The organism is Marinobacter sp. 1-4A (assembly GCF_016597725.1).
Classification (GTDB): Bacteria; Pseudomonadota; Gammaproteobacteria; order Pseudomonadales; family Oleiphilaceae; genus Marinobacter.
In genome coordinates, this window is sequence record NZ_VCGY01000003.1 from 494,438 (window position 1) to 511,201 (window position 16,764).

A 16,764-nucleotide genomic window follows, 5' to 3' on the forward strand; every position below is an offset into this window, starting at 1 on the left:
AAACCTGAGTATTGGATAGCAATTTGCCCTCGTTCCGGTTTCTACGAACTGCTCGCTTAACCGCGCAATTGCTACACTCGCGACCTTTCACATTGCAATTTCAAATAACGTTAATCAAACAGCTGGAACGATTTCATGAGAAGAAAAATCGGGTTACTACTCGGCCTCTTGTTGACAGTTAACACTGCAACAGCCGCTGAAGAGCTACGAATCTACACAGAGCAATACCCTCCTTATAATATGACGACCAACGGCCAGCCTTTTGCTCACTCGACGGAAGAGATTAGCGGCCTGTGTACTGACATTTTAAAAGCCCTTCTGGCTAACACCAACCTAAAGTACAGCACCAAGTTAAGAGAGCTTAGTTATGGTCTAAACCGGGCCGGACAACACCCCAACCATGCAATTTATTGCGTTTCTAAAACACCTGAACGAGAGCCGTCGTTTGAATGGGTGGGCCCCTTAGCTTCTATCAAGTGGACCCTCTTCGCCAAACCCGGATCGTCTATCGAACTCAAAAGTTTGGAAGAGGCTCGTCAATACCGCATCGGGGGCTATAACGGCGACATCATGACAAACTACCTAGCGGATGAAGGGTTCAATGTATTGGCCATCAGCAAAAACGGTTTGAACGCCCGTCGGCTGGTAGAGGATCAAATTAGTTTATGGGTAGCAGACGGCTTGGCAGGCCCCTACCTAGCCGCCGATGCTGCAGACGTAACCAACCTCAAGCGGGTTTTGGTCTTCCGCGAGACTCCCATGTTCCTTGCAATTAACAATGAAACAGACCCAAAGGTTATACAGGCGCTCAAGGAAGGCTATCGCAAGCTTGTAGAGTCTGGCGACAAAGAGGCCATTTCGCAGGCATACGGCTTTTGAAGTAGGTTCATCGGGTATAGCGATTGTCACACTCCATAGATGGTTGGGTTCGTTTATGGGGTGTTTGATTACTATGAGGCGACGAAAGCGGCGTGAGGGCTAAGATTAGCTTCCGGTCAACTGCTGCTGCCTCTGGTAAACCCGTCTGGCTTCCGCGCTCCCAAGATCCATGGCCCTCTTTGCATCGGCTTTTGCCGCGTCAAAATCCTGCAGATGAAAATAGGTGCCAGAATGCCCAGATAGGCCCGAGAGTCAAAAGGCGATCTGGCCAGCACTGCCATAGCTCAGGTAGTAATATGTTAGCCTTCGAAATTTCATAAACAACTATTCGGATTTAAATAAGTTTTCCGGCCTGGCTCTAAACACCTTCCAGAATTGACTCTGCAATGCGCAAAGGAAAATCGTTTGGTAACAACATTTCCACCTTACCGATAACGGCAGGAACTTGTTCCGCGACCTCGCCAAGCAGTTCGCGTGCCCTCTCGCTGGAGAACCCAACTTGTTGGGCGGTACTTACGAAGTGTCTTGGCTCGATGCGATCCCAATGATAGTGGCAGTTTCGACCTTTTACTGACATGGCCATTTTGGTTTTTTGCGGCGCTAGGCTGAGTCAGACACGCACACTCACCATTCTTCATGCCAGCCGCTCGCCGGATCCGGGGCTCCACGCTCCACCACACGCAACTCAAGATCAAGGGCGGAAAGAAGCTTGAATGGGGGACCGAAAAGCGGCAATCACTTCAATCCCTGATTGGAACACTACCGGTTCGGGCTATCCGTTTCTCCAACCACATGCGGTAACCTGTAGCATTGGATCAGTCTAAGATATCAAACAGGGAAAACCATGCCCGAACACGCTACCATCACCCCCGGTTTTCACGCCGTGCACGCCAATCATCTGGAAGACCTGCGCCGGGCTGTGGTGTTTATCTGCCAGCAGAACCCTCTACCGCCGCTGCAGAGTGAAACCTTTCTGGTGCAGAGTAATGGTATTGCCCAGTGGCTGAAGCTGGCGCTGGCGGAGAAGCGTTCGGAAGATGGCAGCGAAGGTGGTCTGGGCATAGCTGCGGGTATGGATTTCCTGTTCCCGGCGCGGTTTATCTGGCAGGCCTACCGTGCTGTGCTTCCGGATGGCGAAGTACCCGAGCAATCCCCCTTTGATAAGCGGCGGCTGGTGTGGCGGCTTTATCGCCTGCTACCGGAACTGGTTCATACCGACGAGGTATTCAATCCGCTGGCGCGCTTTCTGGAAGGCAGCGACTCGGATTTGCGGGCCTTCCAGTTGGCCGAAAAAGTAGCAGATCTGTTCGACCAGTATCAGGTGTTCCGCGCCGATTGGCTGGCCGCCTGGGAGCAGGGCCGGGATGTGGTGATCACGTCCCGCAGCGAAGAAAAGCCGGTTGAGGAAGACACCCTTTGGCAGCCAATGCTGTGGCGCAAGCTGGTGGAAGATACAGGCGCTGAAGCCCACACCAGCCGTTCGCAGATTCACACGCGATTTATGGCCGAAGGCCAGCGTATCTCTGCGCCCGCTCACCCGGGCCGCTTGCCCAAACGCATCGTGGTGTTCGGGGTATCCTCGCTGCCGCGTCAGGCACTGGAAGCTCTCTACGTGCTTAGTCGTTTCAGCCAGGTGGTGCTGTGCGTTCACAACCCGTCGCAGTTCTACTGGGCGGATATTGTTAGCGACCGCGAACTGCTGAAAGCCGAACGCAAGCGCGGCAAAGTCCACCATGTTCTGTCGAAGATTGAAGATGCCGACCAGCTCCACCAGCATGCCAATCCGCTGCTGGCCGCCTGGGGTAAACAAGGCCGGGATTACATTCGCTTGCTGGATGAATTCGATAATCCCGATGAGTACCGCGCCAGTTTCCAGACCCCGGATCAGAAGATCGATATCTTTTCAGAACACGGCTCTGTCCAGTCGCCTTGCCTGCTGCATCAGCTTCAGAATGATATTTACAACCTGACGCCCCTTCAGGAGATCCGGGACGAACAGCGTGAACTCGATCTGGCCCATGACCATTCCATAGCTTTCCACGATGCCCACAGCCCGCAACGGGAAGTGGAGATTCTGCACGATCAGCTGCTGGCTGCCTTCAATGCAGATGCCACGCTGCGGCCCCGGGATGTGATGGTGATGGTGCCGGATATCAACGTCTACGCACCTCATATTCAGGCGGTGTTTGGTCGCTACACATCAGGCCTCAAGCGCCACATTCCGTTCACCATTTCCGATCAAGGCCAGCGCCACCACGAGCCGGTACTGATTGCCCTGGAAACGCTCATGTCTCTACCCCGCAGCCGTTTCGGGGTGAGTGAAATCATCAGCTTGCTAGAAGTGCCTGGCATTCGCGATCGCTTTGAAATTGCAGAAGAGGAAATCCCACTAGCCCGGCGCTGGGTAGAAGGCGCTAACATCCGCTGGGGTCTGCACGGCGCTCACCGGGAGAGCCTGGAGTTGCCTGCCGGTCTGGATCGCAACACCTGGCAATTGGGCCTGCGATCCATGCTTTTAGGATACGGCATGGGCGACGATGAGCCCTGGGCCGGTGTTCAGCCCTACGGCGAAATCGGCGGGCTGCAAGCCAGCCTGGCCGGGCGTCTTGGCGAGTTTGTGTACCGCCTGGAAAACTTATGGCAAGAGCTGCAGGCAAGCCGCACACCCCAAGAGTGGGAAGAGCTCTTCTCGGCCATGCTGGAGCAGTTTTTCCACAAGGTGGAAGGGCATGACCTGTTGCTGCTGAACCGCTTTCGCCGGCAACTGGAGCAGTGGCTGGAAGACACGATGGCCGCCGGGCTGGATCAACAGTCGCTTCCGTTGAATATCGTGAAGGACGTGTTACTGGAAGGCCTGGATGAAGGCGGACTGAACCAGCGCTTCCTGGCCGGCAAGGTAAACTTCGCCACACTCATGCCCATGCGAGCGATCCCCTTCCGCAAGGTGTGCCTTATGGGTATGAACGACGGCGACTATCCTCGCTCACGGCCGCCTGTAGATTTTGATCTGATGGCTCAGGATTACCGCCCGGGCGACCGCTCCCGTAGGGAAGACGACCGTTACCTGTTTCTGGAAGCCATGCTCTCGGCCCGCGAACAGCTTTACATCAGCTGGGTAGGGCGCAGCATCAAAGACGATTCCGAACGCCCACCGTCTGTGCTTGTGGGTCAGCTGCAGGATCATCTCAATAGCCTTTGGCAGGTGCCCGACCAGCCGGACGTTGCCGTAACCGAAGCACTGACCACCTGCCACCCGCTGCAACCCTTCAGCCGGGATTATTTCCCCAAAGCTAACGGTATGGGCGAAGGCGAGGGCAATCAACCAAAGCCCCTCACGGAGGTGCTGGCCGCCCGCAGCCTGTTCACTTATGAGCACGAATGGCGCGGTGCCCATGGCAACGAAGCGGAAGAACCGCGTGAGCAACAAACCGCTCTGCCGTATCAGCAACCCGAGGAACCTATTACCCTCAACGATCTGGCTGGCTTCCTGAAAAAGCCTGTGGATACCTTTTACCAGCGCCGCTTGCAGGTGCGCTTCGAGGATGTGGAAGACGACGACACAGATAACGAAAACTTTGATCTGAACGGTCTCGACCGCTGGCGTCTGGATACAGAGCTGATTGAGCAGGGCCTGCTGAAAGCCGGTAATGAAGAAGACCTGCACGAACGACTGGAAAGCACGCTGGATCGCATGGCGCGACGTGGCGACTTGGGTATGGGCGTCACCGAGCACCGATTGCGAAGCGACCTCTCTGGCCGGTTACCAGATCTGTTCCAGCGCTATCAAAGCGCCTTGGCAGAGTGGCCCGAAGCGATCACTGAACCCTTGCCGTTTGAATATCGTCTGGCCAATAACACGGGATCGGTAGAAGTGTTGGATTTAATTAACAACCTGCGCCGCAACCACGAAGGCAATGCCTGCCGCCTGATTATCGCCGGTTCCAGCCTGCTCACCGGCAGCGGTAGCAGCAAGAAGCTCCGTTACGCCAACCTGATGCGGGACTGGGTGATTCATCTGGCGGGGCAACTCACCGCACAACCGTTTGAAACCCTGATTCTGGGCAAGGAAGAAGGCCGGAAAGTCCGCTTTGCACCATTACCAAGAGAAACCGCTACCAAGCATCTGGACGCCATACTGACCCATTGGATAGAAGCCAGCACCCGCGCGTTACCACTGCATTGTGAGGCCGGCTTTGCCTGGATTTACAGCTTCTACCAGAGCAAAAAGTTCCTCGGTGATCACGACCGCGCCATCAGCGATGCCCAGCAGGCCTACACCACGGCTCTGGAGCGGGACACAGGCTATTTGCGCGGTGCCTTTGAAAGCCCCGAAGCTCTAATGGAAAGCGGCGAATTTGAAGCCTTGCTGCACGCGCTTTATATGCCTCTTTGGGAGGCTGAACAGGGTAAATCCGCCGCTGCTCAGATTGAGGGCAAGCTATGACGGCTATCACCATGACAAAAAATCCGAACCTTGACCCACTGGCGCTGCTCTTGAACGGCAGCAGCCTGATTGAGGCCAGTGCGGGTACCGGAAAAACCTTCACCATCGCCATTCTGTACGTGCGTTTTGTGCTGGGCCACGGACAACCCGAGAGCAGCCCTCTGGCTGCTGGCATGCTGCCGCCCAATCTGCTGGTGGTCACCTTCACCGACGCCGCCACCAAGGAATTGCGTGATCGTATCCGCACCCGGCTCACGCAAGCGGCCGAGGTGTTTTCCAGCAACGGGGGGAGCATTCAGCCCACGCCGGAAACCGCACTGATCCACCAGCTCCGGGATGACAGCTACCCAGACCCGGCAACCTGGCCGGACTGCCGCAAAAAGCTTCTGCTGGCCGCCGAATGGATGGACGAAGCCGCGGTGTCCACCATTCACGCCTGGTGTAACCGGATGCTCACGGAGCATGCGTTCGACAGTGGCAGCCTGTTTCGCCTGTCACTGGAAACCGATCAGAGCGATTTGCTCGATGAAGTGGCGCGGGACTACTGGCGGACCTTTATCTACCCGCTGTCGCCGGTACTGATGGACGAAGTGCTGAGCCACTGGAAAACCCCGGACAACCTGCGCGCCTCTGTGCATAACCTGCTTGGCGACGCCGATTCTTTCGACGTCGCCACCGACGATGTAAAGCAGGCCATCGAAGCCACCGTGCAAAAGCGCATGGAACTGGCTCAGGCACTGAAAGCCTACCCCTGGGCTGACTGGAAACCTGAAGTCACCGACATGCTGATAGCGCTCAACAAGAGCAAGCGCCTGCACGGTGGCAGCATGAAGCCGATGATTGCCGCTTGGGACACACTGCTGGATTGGGCCGCTTCCGATGAGCTCTACCCGGAGGGTCTGGACAAGGCCGGTTTCCAGAACCAGACACCGGACATACTGCCGACAAAACTCAAAGGCGAGGGCGATGTACCCCATCATCCCGCTTTTGATGCCATTGCAGAGCTGATCGAGTTCAGCCAGAGCCTGCCCAGCGCCGAGGCCGACATTCTCCGGCACGCCAGCTGCTGGATTGCAGCACGGCTGGAATCGGAAAAACAAAAACGCTCGGAAATGGGTTTTGACGACCTGCTCACACGGCTGGACGATGCCCTTCATGGCCCCCGTGGTGATCAACTGGCAGCCACCATTCGTCGCCAGTTCCCGGTGGCGCTGATCGACGAATTCCAGGACACAGATCCGGTGCAATACCGCATATTCAACCGCATTTACCGGGTAGCGGAGAACCAGCCGGACACCTGCCTTCTGATGATCGGCGATCCGAAACAGGCCATTTACGGCTTTCGCGGCGCCGATATCTACACCTATCTGGACGCCCGCACCGGTGCCCGAGACCGCACCTGGACGCTGGGCCGCAACTTCCGTTCGTCCAAGCCCATGGTGAAAGCGGTCAACCGTGTGTTTGAACATGGCGACCTAAACAGCCCAAAAGGTGCCTTCCTGTTCGGCAAGGGCGATACCTCAGCCCTGCCATTTCAGGGCGTAGACGCCAACGGCACCAAGCGCCTGTGGTCGGTCCATGGCGAGGTACAGCCCAGCCTCACCCTATGGTCACTGGAAAGCGATCAGGAAGACAAAAATGGCAATCGTAAAGGCCTCGCGAAAGGCGCCGCCACAACGGATGTGGCCGAAACCTGCGCCAGTGAAATCGCTCGCTTGCTAACGCTTGGCCAGCAGGGACTGGCTGGTTTTGCTCTGGAAGAGAACAAAAACGATCTGGAGCCGGTTGAGCCCAAAGACATCGCCATTCTGGTGAATAACCGCAACGAAGCCGCTGCGGTGCGGGATGCTTTGGGCCAAAGGCGCATCAAGAGCGTGTACCTGTCTGACCGGGATTCGGTGCTTACCTCGCAAGAGGCAAAAGAAGTACTGTGCTGGCTCAAAGCCTTTGCCGAGCCGCGGCAACTGGCCTACGCCCGCGCGGCGCTGGCCACGCCCACGCTCGGCTTGCCCTGGCGCTATCTTGACCAGCTGCTGACCGACGAGATGGCGCTGGAGCGGGAGATTGACCGCTTTATGGCTTATCAGAAGCAGTGGCAGAGCCAGGGTGTGCTGCCTATGCTGCGCAGCTTCCTGATGGACTTTGATGTACCCGGCCATCTGTTACAGCGCCCGGAAGGCGAACGCCGGCTGACCGACATTCTGCACATTGCCGAACTCTTGCAACAAGACAGCCTGCAACTGGACGGCGAACACGCATTGGTACACCACTATACCCAGATTCTGCGGGCGGCGGACGAAGAAGACGAACACCGCACCCTGCGCCTCGAAAGCGATGCCGGCCTGGTGAAGGTGATTACCGTGCACAAATCCAAAGGTCTGGAATACCCCTTGGTGTTCCTGCCCTTTGGCACAGCCTTCCGCGCTCAAAACGAAAAACAGTCGTTCGTGCGTTATCACGATGACCACTCAAAGCTGATCACCGTATTTGATCCAACGCCGGAAGACGTTGCCCGGGCAGATCAGGAGCGGTTGGGCGAGGATATCCGCAAACTCTACGTGGCCCTTACTCGCGCCCGTTTCGCTACTTGGGTCGGCGTCGCGGAGATTGATAACTGGCATCTCAGCGGTCTGGGTTATCTGCTGGGTGGAGAGCCTGCTGCGCAACACCCGCTGAGTGACGCGCTGAAGCATCTGGTTGATGGCCACACAGAGCTATGTACAGAGGCTCTGCCAGACGCTACCGGATTGCGTTACGCCGAAGAAGCGCCCGCAGCACTCGGGCCCGCACTGATCTCAACCCGCGAAGCCCGGGAAGACTGGTGGATTGCCAGCTACTCCTCACTGGAATACACCGGGCTTTCCGGAACCGGCATAGCCTTCGCCGGGGAGGTGGAAGACGCCGAAACCCAAAACCTGCTGGAAGAGGGCGCCCACAACCCGGAGGATGAGGGCGTAACCATTCCCCTCAGCCACAGCCTCCACAACTTCCCGAAAGGCGCAGGCCCCGGCACCTTTCTGCACGATCTGCTGGAGTGGTGCGTACAGCAAGGCCTGCAACACGTTATGGATAGCCCCGAACACTTACGTGAGCAGCTCACCCGCCGTTGCAGCACGCGGGGCTGGAGCGATTGGGTAGATACCCTAGAACAGTGGATACTGGCGCTCATCCGCCAGCCGCTGCCGTTGAACCGCAACGGCGGCGACAGCGTGAGTCTGGCAAGCCTGAACACCCTGCGCCCGGAACTGGAGTTCTGGTTTGAGAGCCGCAATGTGAGTACCCGGGCCATGGACAAACTGGTGACCCAACACACCCTCAACGGCGCGGATCGACCGCGAGTATACGACGGGCGCTTCAACGGCATGTTGAAAGGTTTTATCGACCTGGTGTTTGAACACAACGGGCAATATTACGTGCTGGACTACAAATCCAACTACCTTGGCGATAACGACAGCGCCTATACAGATCAGGCCATGGGCGAGGCGATTCTGGAGAAGCGCTACGACCTGCAATACATCCTCTATCTGCTGGCCCTGCACCGTTTGCTGAAAGCCCGCCTGCCGGATTACGACTACGACCAGCACTTAGGTGGCGCGGTGTATCTGTTTTTACGCGGCGTGAACGCGCCCGGGGCTGGGGCGTTTACCGACAAACCACCCAGAGAGTTGATTGAACAACTGGATGCCATGTTCGACGGCAAGGCAATCCCTGAGGAGGTGGCGGCATGAGCAAGAAACGGAATACCGACAACCAGTTTGCCTTTGATCTGGAAAGCCCTGATGAGGCAGGCAAGGCTGCTGATATGGATAGTGCCGTTGATATGGACAAGACACCTTCAACATCGTCCGGCCCGGACATCAGCCTTGCGTTGAAGCAGACCGAAACGGTTCTGGAGCTTCTGAATAGCTGGCAACAAGCTGGCTGGATTCGCCCGCTGGACGTGCGCTTTGCCCGACTGATTCAGGATCTGTCGGAAGAGCAGGGCGAAGCACCGCAACCGCTGGTTTTGCTACTCGCCGCACTGACATCCCATCAGGTTGGCCGGGGCCATGTGTGTGTGGATCTGGCCACTCTGCTGGCGGATGCGGACAACACCTTATCACTGCCACCGGAGGAGCCGAGCGGTGCTCTTCCCACACAAAACAGGTTCAATCAAGCGGCTGCATCTGTGGAGCAAGAAGACACGGGCGGCAGCCTCAATGGCCCGGGAGAGCTTCTGGCTCGCGTATCAGTTCAGGAATGCATGATCGCTCTGGATGAGGCTTTTGCAGTAAGTGATGGCTCACATACTGCACCACTGGTATTGAGCGGCACCCGGCTCTACCTGCGCCGATTCTGGCGTTACGAACAGCAGATCGCTGACGGAATTCTCCAAAGGCTGGCACAGCCATCCACCCTGTCCGCCCCCTCTTCAGCCGCTGCGAAAACACTCAGCCATGCTCTGGACGTACTGTTCAAACCGCAGAGTTCCACGGGCTCTACGGTAGACTATCAAAAGCTCGCCTGTGCTCTGGCTGCCCGCAACCGTTTCGCCGTGATTACCGGTGGCCCGGGCACCGGCAAAACCACCACCGTAGTGAACCTGTTGGCCGCCCTTCAGTCCGTTGCGGGCGAATCCACCGAGCGCGATGGGCGCAAATACCGTATTCGCCTGGCTGCACCCACAGGCAAAGCCGCGGCCCGGCTCAACGAATCCATCGGCGGCGCCGTCAGCCGTCTGCCTCTGGCGCAGCTACCGGGGCGGGTATCTCTCGCGGACATTCCCACCAAAGTAACCACGCTCCACAGGCTTCTGGGCAGCCGCCCGGACACCCGCAAATTCCGCCATAACCGCGACAATCCGCTGCTGGTGGACATTCTGGTGATCGACGAAGCCTCCATGGTGGATCTGGATATGATGGCGTCGGTGTTCGACGCCATGCCCGCCAACGCCCAACTCATTCTGCTGGGCGATAAAGACCAGCTGGCTTCGGTAGACGCCGGCGCTGTGCTGGGTGAACTGTGCCAACGTGCGCAAGAAGGGCATTACCTGCCAGAAACTGTGCAGTGGCTGAAAGCCATAACCGGCACCGACATCCCCGCAAACCTGCATAACCCCGAAGGCCAGCCGCTGGATCAGGCGGTGGCCATGTTGCGTAAAAGCTACCGCTTTGCCGAAGGCAGTGGCATTCGCCAACTGGCCGAAGCAGTCAATACCAACACCTTGAGCCACAGCATGCTTCAGCAAGCCCGCAGCGCCGGCTTCGAGGATGTGGTGTGGCTGAATGGCGATACGCGAAAACCTTCGCTGGAGGACACTCAGGCGCTGATCTGCCGCCATGCGGTCAGTGGCAGCCCGGAAGCTTTCCACAATAACGGGGAAGGGCGAATTGATGGAAGCAGCCAGCCCTTACCGCCACCGGTAGGCTACCGTCACTACTTATCGCTGATGCAGAGCCACAGTCTGGACTCCAACAGCACACAAGCGCAGTGGGACGAGTTGGCAAGATCCGTATTACAGGCCTTCAGTGATTTTCAGGTGCTCTGCGCCTTGCGCCGTGGCCCTTGGGGGGTAGAAGGACTCAACGAACTGATCGCCCACCACCTGCTCAAACAAAGACTGATTCCCCGCGCCGAGGGCTGGTACGCCGGGCGCCCGGTGCTGATTACCGGCAACGATTACAATCTGGGCCTGATGAACGGTGATGTGGGCATTACCTTCAGCCAGCCCTGGGGCACCAACGATCAGAACAATGACGCACAACCTCAGCCAGTATTACGCGTGGCCTTTCCAAGCAGCGATGGCAGCGGCGATATCCGCTGGATATCACCCAGCCGACTGCAGCAACTGGAAACCGTGTACGCCATGACGGTTCACAAATCCCAAGGCTCAGAATTCAATCACACCTGCCTGGTGCTTCCCAACCGCCTAAGCCCCGTGCTCACGCGGGAGTTGGTGTATACCGGCATCACCCGTGCAAAAAATTGGTTCAGCCTGATAACCGGCGACGCTAGCGTGTTCTCGGAAAGTGTGGAGCAGCGGGTGGTTCGGGCTTCGGGGTTGGCTTCGGTTTTGACTCGATGATTTCTTGTTTCGAAAAACCATGATGTCAGACATTTGTTCGGGCGAGCCACCGGAAGCGAGTTACGAAAACCTGGAGCGCCAAGGATGGCGCGACGGAGCCCTACAGGGACGTATTCACGGGCGTTTTTCGTAGTTCGATTCCGGAGGCTGGCTTGCACCAAATCTGATCCCATGGAAAATAAGTCTCACGCGGGACTATCATCCTCACTGTGCTGTTGCTGCATCCACAATCTGGCGTAGTAGCCATTCAGTGCCAGCAACTCACTGTGACCACCGCTTTCTACAATACGGCCATGATCCATTACAAGAATCGTGTCGGCATCGCGCACTGTGGATAAGCGGTGGGCGATAACCAGTGTTGTGCGCTGCCTGCTGACTTCGTTCAGTGCATCCAGAATCGCCTGCTCGGAAATGGAATCCAGTGAAGAAGTCGCTTCATCCAGGATCAGCAACGGCGGGTTTTTCAGAAGTACCCGGGCAATAGCAACCCGCTGTTTTTCACCACCGGAGAGTTTCAAACCACGCTCGCCCACTTTGGTATCGTAACCCTCTGGCAAGCTGCGGATGAAGTCGTCCAAACGCGCCTGTTTCGCGGCGTGATGGACCTCCGCCTCGGTGGCCTCTGGTTTACCGTATGCGATGTTACTGTACAAAGTGTCGTTGAACAGAACGGTATCCTGCGGAACCACACCGATGGCAGAGCGCAGGCTGTCCTGACTAATCTCGCGAATATTCTGGCCATCAATGGAAATGCTGCCCTTACTCACATCAAAAAAGCGGAATAGCAGACGAGCGAGGGTGGATTTACCGGCACCGCTGGCACCTACAACCGCAACTGTGTGCCCTGCGGGAATCGTGAAGTCCACATTTTGGAGAATTGGCCGATCTTCACGATAGGCAAAATGCACGTGATGAAAACCTATCTCGCCTTTATCCACTTTTAGCTCGGGAGCTCCGGGAACGTCTTCAATTACCGGCGATTCACCGAGCAAACCAAACAGACGCTCCACATTTACCAACGACTGACGAATTTCCCGGTACACAAAACCCAGAGCATTCAACGGAATAAACAGTTGAAGCAGGTAAGCGTTGATCATGGTGAAGTCACCCAGAGTTATTTCGCCACTGGCGACTTCCCTTACTGCCATCACCATCATGGTAATCATGGCCAAACCAATGATCAGCGCCTGCCCGGAATTAAGCGCAGCTAGAGACAGGCGATTTTTCAGCCGTGCCTTCTCCCAGCCTTCCAGATTCTCGTCGTAAAGTTCAGCTTCAAATGTTTCGTTATTGAAGTACTTCACGGTTTCATAATTGAGCAAACTGTCGATGGCGCGAGAATTGGACTGGTTATCCCGGGCGTTGGCCTCACGAACGAACTGGGTGCGCCACTCGGTGACCCTGATCGAAAAAACCACATACACCACCACCGCGATGAGGATGGCAAATACATAGCTGGCATTGAACGCCACAAACAAAATGCCTGCCACCAACAATATTTCCAGCAGGGTAGGCACTATGTTGAATAGGGTAAAACGTAGCAGGAAGCTGATCCCGGTGGTGCCCCGCTCTATGTCTCTGGCTAGCCCTCCGGTTTTGCGATCAAGATGGAACGCCAGTTCCCGGTCGTGCAGATGGCGAAACACCCTTAGCGACACCCGCCGCATGGCACGTTCGGCGACCCGTGCAAACACGGCATCCCGCAGTTCACCGAATAAGGTGCTGCCAAACCGTAACATGCCATAGGCGACCACCAGCACTACAGGTATCCACAACAACAGTTCGCCCTCTCGGCCTTGATCGAGATAGTCGACTATGTATTTCAATGCCACCGGAGTTGCGACGGTTGCCAGCTTTGCCAGTATCAGGAAAGCTATAGATAGAGCTACTCGGCCGCGAAATTCAGCGAGATAGGGCCAAAGCCCAGCGATGACCTTCCAATCCGGTTTGTGGTGTTGCGGGTAATCACTGTCGGCGTAGGCTCTCACAGTTGCTGGTTCCTTTGTTTCCGGAATGGGTATGTAACGGGTAACGGGTGCTGGAGCGCAGTGGTTTCTCACCCTGCGCTACTCTGACTGTATGATAAGTCTCTTCTTCAAGAGTAACCGTATAGCTGGCCAAGTCTACAGCAGTCAGGAGGCACACTATCAAAACCCGTCATCGGCAGGCCCTTAAACTGGTCATCGGATTTATAAGCCCCTATCGCAAAGCGGTTGCAGGCGCTCTGGTCGCGCTTATTATTACTGCCGGTATCACGCTTGGGCTGGGCCAAGGTCTGCGGATTTTGGTCGATCAAGGCCTGGCCACAGCATCTCCCGGTAACCTAGCAAGCGCCATGGGGTTGTTTTTCATCTTAGTGCTGGGGCTGGCGTTTGGCTCTTTCGCACGCTTTTATTTAGTGTCCTGGATCGGTGAACGGGTGGTGGCGGATATCCGTAAGCAAGTGTTCAACCACCTGATCGACCTGCATCCCGGTTTTTTTGAGCAGAACCGCGCGCTCGAAATTCAGTCCCGGTTTACTGCCGACACTACGGTTCTGCAATCGGTCATAGGCTCTACCGTTTCCATCGCGCTGCGCAATGCACTGATGCTGATGGGCGGGCTGATCTTACTGTTCATCACCAATGCCAAACTGGCTGGCATCATTCTTTTAGGCTTTCCTCTGGTTATCGTGCCGATCCTGTTTTTCGGTCGGCGAGTTCGGCAACTTTCACGGCTCAGCCAAGACAGAGTGGCGGATGTGGGTAGCTACGTAGGCGAGAACCTCACACAAATCAAAACTGTGCAGGCCTTTAACCATCAGCCCCATTCTCGGCGTTTTTTTGCAGATGTTTCTGAACGCGCCTTCGATATTGCTCGCGCTCGCATACAGCAGCGCGCCTGGCTGACTACCATAGCCATTTCTCTGGTGATGGGAGCTGTTGGGGTTGTGATCTGGATTGGCGGTCTTGATGTTATTCACGGCCGCATTACTCCTGGGGAACTCGCAGCCTTCGTGTTTTACAGCCTTTTGGTGGGCGTTGCAGCCGGCGCTATCAGCGAAGTTATAGGCGAACTGCAAAGAGCGGCTGGTTCCGCCGCGCGGCTTTTCGAATTGCTACAAACGGAACCCGAGTTTGACCGTCCTGCAAGCCTAACAAACGAATTTCCAAAGCCCGTCACTGGTGCTATTGCCATTAAAAACCTGACTTTCAGTTACCCCGGCCGCCGCGAGCACCCGGCGCTCACCGATATTTGCTTGGATGTCCGCGCCGGGGAAACCCTTGCTTTGGTTGGCCCCTCAGGTGCCGGTAAATCCACGCTATTCGATCTGCTTTTATATTTCTATCAGCCCAACAGCGGCACAATCCACATCGACGGCACGGACAGTGCCACGGTTTCTCTGGAGGCGCTACGCAGTTGCTTTTCACTGGTGCCCCAAAACCCCGCTCTGTTCCATGGCACCGTTGCAGACAACATCCGTTATGCGCGCCCGGATGCCAGTCAGGCCGATGTTGAACATGCCGCTCGTATTGCTCATGCCCATGAATTTATAGAGAAGCTGCCAGAAGGCTATCTTACTCAGCTTGGCGATGCGGGGCTTGGGCTCTCAGGTGGTCAAAAGCAACGGCTGGCCATAGCACGCGCGCTGCTTGCAGACGCGCCCATACTGTTGCTAGACGAAGCCACCAGCGCATTGGATGCAGAAAGTGAAAGCCTGATCCAGCAAGCCATGCCAGCGCTTACCTCCGGTAGGACCACCTTAGTCATTGCCCATAGACTAGCCACCGTTAGAGATGCTGACCGCATCGCGGTTCTGGATCAGGGCAGGTTGCTGGCGGTTGGTACACACAGTGAATTGATTCAACAAAATGAGCTGTACCGGCGCCTTGCTGCGCTGCAGTTCCGGGAGCAACCGGCATAATATTAGGTGTCGTCAATTTGTGTCAGGCCCCGCTACTCCCTACACTGTTAAACGAGATTGATAAATCAGAGACACAGGGAGAAAGGCAAAGTGAGCAATAAAGAATTGCAGGCCCTCAAAGAACGTTATGTTGCAGCAGGTGCGGCGAGTCCCAATGAACAGTTTGCCGACCATGCAACCAATTCTGAACTCTGGGACGCAGACGGCAATCGTATGATCGATTTTGCCGGTGGTATTGGTGTACTCAACATTGGTCACCGACACCCGAAAGTGGTTGAGGCGGTAAAAGCCCAACTGGATAAGCTGATGCATACCTGTCAAACGGTTATGCCCTACGAGGGCTACGTACGTCTGGCGCAGAAGCTGAGCGAAGTAACTCCGGTTAAAGGCCACGCCAAAGTTATGCTGGCCAACTCCGGTGCCGAAGCACTCGAGAACGCACTAAAGATCGCCCGTGCAGCCACTGGCCGCACCAACGTAATCTGCTTCAACGGCGGCTATCATGGCCGTACCTTCATGACCATGGCCATGAACGGCAAAGCGGCACCTTACCAAACGGATTTCGGCCCCATGCCCGGTAGCGTATACCGTGCACCCTATCCGGTGCCCTATCACGGTGTGACGGAAGAGGACGCTCTGCGTGGTTTGGAAATGACCATGAAGGCAGATTCTCCAGCAAATCAAACCGCCGCGATCGTGCTTGAGCCGGTACTAGGCGAGGGCGGTTTTTACGCGGCACCCGCTAGCTTCCTTAAAGCACTTCGGAAGATCTGTGACGACAACGGCATCCTGCTGATTATAGATGAAGTCCAAAGCGGCTTTGGCCGTACCGGCAAAATGTTCGCCCTTGAGCACAGCGGTGTTGAAGCCGACATTATTACCATGGCCAAGAGTATGGCCGATGGCATGCCCATTTCGGCGATTGTTGGTACAGACAAAGTTATGGATTCGTCTGGCCCCAACTCCTTAGGCGGTACCTACACAGGCAGCCCGACAGCCTGTGCGGCGGCCTTAGCCGTGTTCGAGGTGTTCAAAGATGAAGATATTCTTGGCAAGAGCCTAAGCTTGGGTGAGAAGCTCAACCGGCGCTTTACCCAATGGCAAGAGCAGTTCACCCACGTGGATAACGTGCGCGGCCTAGGCCCCATGGCAGCATTCGAGTTGGTTGAAAGCAAAGAAAGCCGTAAGCCGATGCCGGAACTGGCTGCTGCAATCACCAAGAAAGCGAAAGAGAAGGGTCTGATCCTTCTTAGCTGTGGCATGTATGGCAACACGCTGCGCTTCCTGATGCCTGTCACCATTGAGGATACTATTCTTGATGAAGGTTTGGCGATTGTTGAAGAGTGCTTGAAAGAAGCTGGCGCTTAACACAAACCCTTTCGTTTTGTGTAATGAAAACCGAGCCTCCGGGTTCGGTTTTTTTATGGTGTTCGTCGTATACTGCCCGGAGTAGTTTCACCAATCAGGCAGAAC

At 56.1% G+C, this 16,764-nt stretch carries 8 protein-coding genes; 6 read left to right on the forward strand and 2 right to left on the reverse strand.

The genetic code is table 11. The annotated features are described in order from the left end of the window. Window positions 1–135 precede the first annotated feature (135 nt). Window positions 136–879: a substrate-binding periplasmic protein gene (locus FE845_RS09295; RefSeq protein ID WP_200363735.1), complete on the forward strand. Its 744-nt coding sequence runs from the start codon at window positions 136–138 to the stop codon at window positions 877–879. 358 nt (window positions 880–1,237) lie between these two features. Here FE845_RS09295 and FE845_RS09300 read toward each other — a convergent pair whose 3' ends face one another. Further along, complete coding sequence (locus FE845_RS09300) at window positions 1,238–1,462, reverse strand: hypothetical protein (RefSeq protein WP_200363737.1); 225 nt, start codon at window positions 1,460–1,462, stop codon at window positions 1,238–1,240. Between the two features lie 261 nt (window positions 1,463–1,723). On the opposite strand from FE845_RS09300, the gene recC reads away from it, so the two are divergent. The 3 genes from recC to recD are packed head-to-tail and all read left to right on the forward strand — an operon-like array spanning window position 1,724 to window position 11,387. Next, complete coding sequence (gene recC, locus FE845_RS09305) at window positions 1,724–5,323, forward strand: exodeoxyribonuclease V subunit gamma (protein WP_200363739.1); 3,600 nt, start codon at window positions 1,724–1,726, stop codon at window positions 5,321–5,323. Beyond that, entirely contained in the window at window positions 5,320–9,051 is a 3,732-nt protein-coding gene (gene recB / locus FE845_RS09310; protein ID WP_200363741.1) for an exodeoxyribonuclease V subunit beta, read from the forward strand. Before recC ends, recB begins: the two co-directional genes overlap by 4 nt. Next, window positions 9,048–11,387 carry an exodeoxyribonuclease V subunit alpha gene (gene recD / locus FE845_RS09315; RefSeq protein ID WP_200363743.1) on the forward strand — a complete coding sequence of 780 codons (2,340 nt, stop codon included), beginning with the start codon at window positions 9,048–9,050 and terminating at the stop codon, window positions 11,385–11,387. Before recB ends, recD begins: the two co-directional genes overlap by 4 nt. A 185-nt stretch (window positions 11,388–11,572) precedes the next feature. Here the strand turns inward: recD and FE845_RS09320 are convergent, their stop codons facing one another. Next, the gene (locus FE845_RS09320; protein WP_200363745.1) at window positions 11,573–13,375 is read right to left on the reverse strand and encodes an ABCB family ABC transporter ATP-binding protein/permease; all 1,803 of its coding nucleotides are present in this window, start codon (window positions 13,373–13,375) and stop codon (window positions 11,573–11,575) included. Window positions 13,376–13,563: 188 nt separating this feature from the next. On the opposite strand from FE845_RS09320, the gene FE845_RS09325 reads away from it, so the two are divergent. Further along, the gene (locus FE845_RS09325) at window positions 13,564–15,291 is read left to right on the forward strand and encodes an ABC transporter transmembrane domain-containing protein (RefSeq protein WP_413785079.1); all 1,728 of its coding nucleotides are present in this window, start codon (window positions 13,564–13,566) and stop codon (window positions 15,289–15,291) included. 90 nt (window positions 15,292–15,381) lie between these two features. Then, a complete protein-coding gene (gene gabT / locus FE845_RS09330) occupies window positions 15,382–16,659 on the forward strand; it encodes a 4-aminobutyrate--2-oxoglutarate transaminase (RefSeq protein ID WP_200363747.1) in 1,278 nt (425 codons plus the stop codon). Window positions 16,660–16,764: the final 105 nt, after the last annotated feature.

What these genes read in the sequence shown, in the direction of transcription:
- FE845_RS09295 (WP_200363735.1), top strand. Translation starts at nt 136, where the DNA reads ATGAGAAGAAAAATCGGGTTACTACTCGGCCTCTTGTTGACAGTTAAC.
- recD (WP_200363743.1), top strand. Translation starts at nt 9,048, where the DNA reads ATGAGCAAGAAACGGAATACCGACAACCAGTTTGCCTTTGATCTGGAA.
- FE845_RS09300 (WP_200363737.1), bottom strand. Translation starts at nt 1,462, where the DNA reads ATGGCCATGTCAGTAAAAGGTCGAAACTGCCACTATCATTGGGATCGC.
- recC (WP_200363739.1), top strand. Translation starts at nt 1,724, where the DNA reads ATGCCCGAACACGCTACCATCACCCCCGGTTTTCACGCCGTGCACGCC.
- recB (WP_200363741.1), top strand. Translation starts at nt 5,320, where the DNA reads ATGACGGCTATCACCATGACAAAAAATCCGAACCTTGACCCACTGGCG.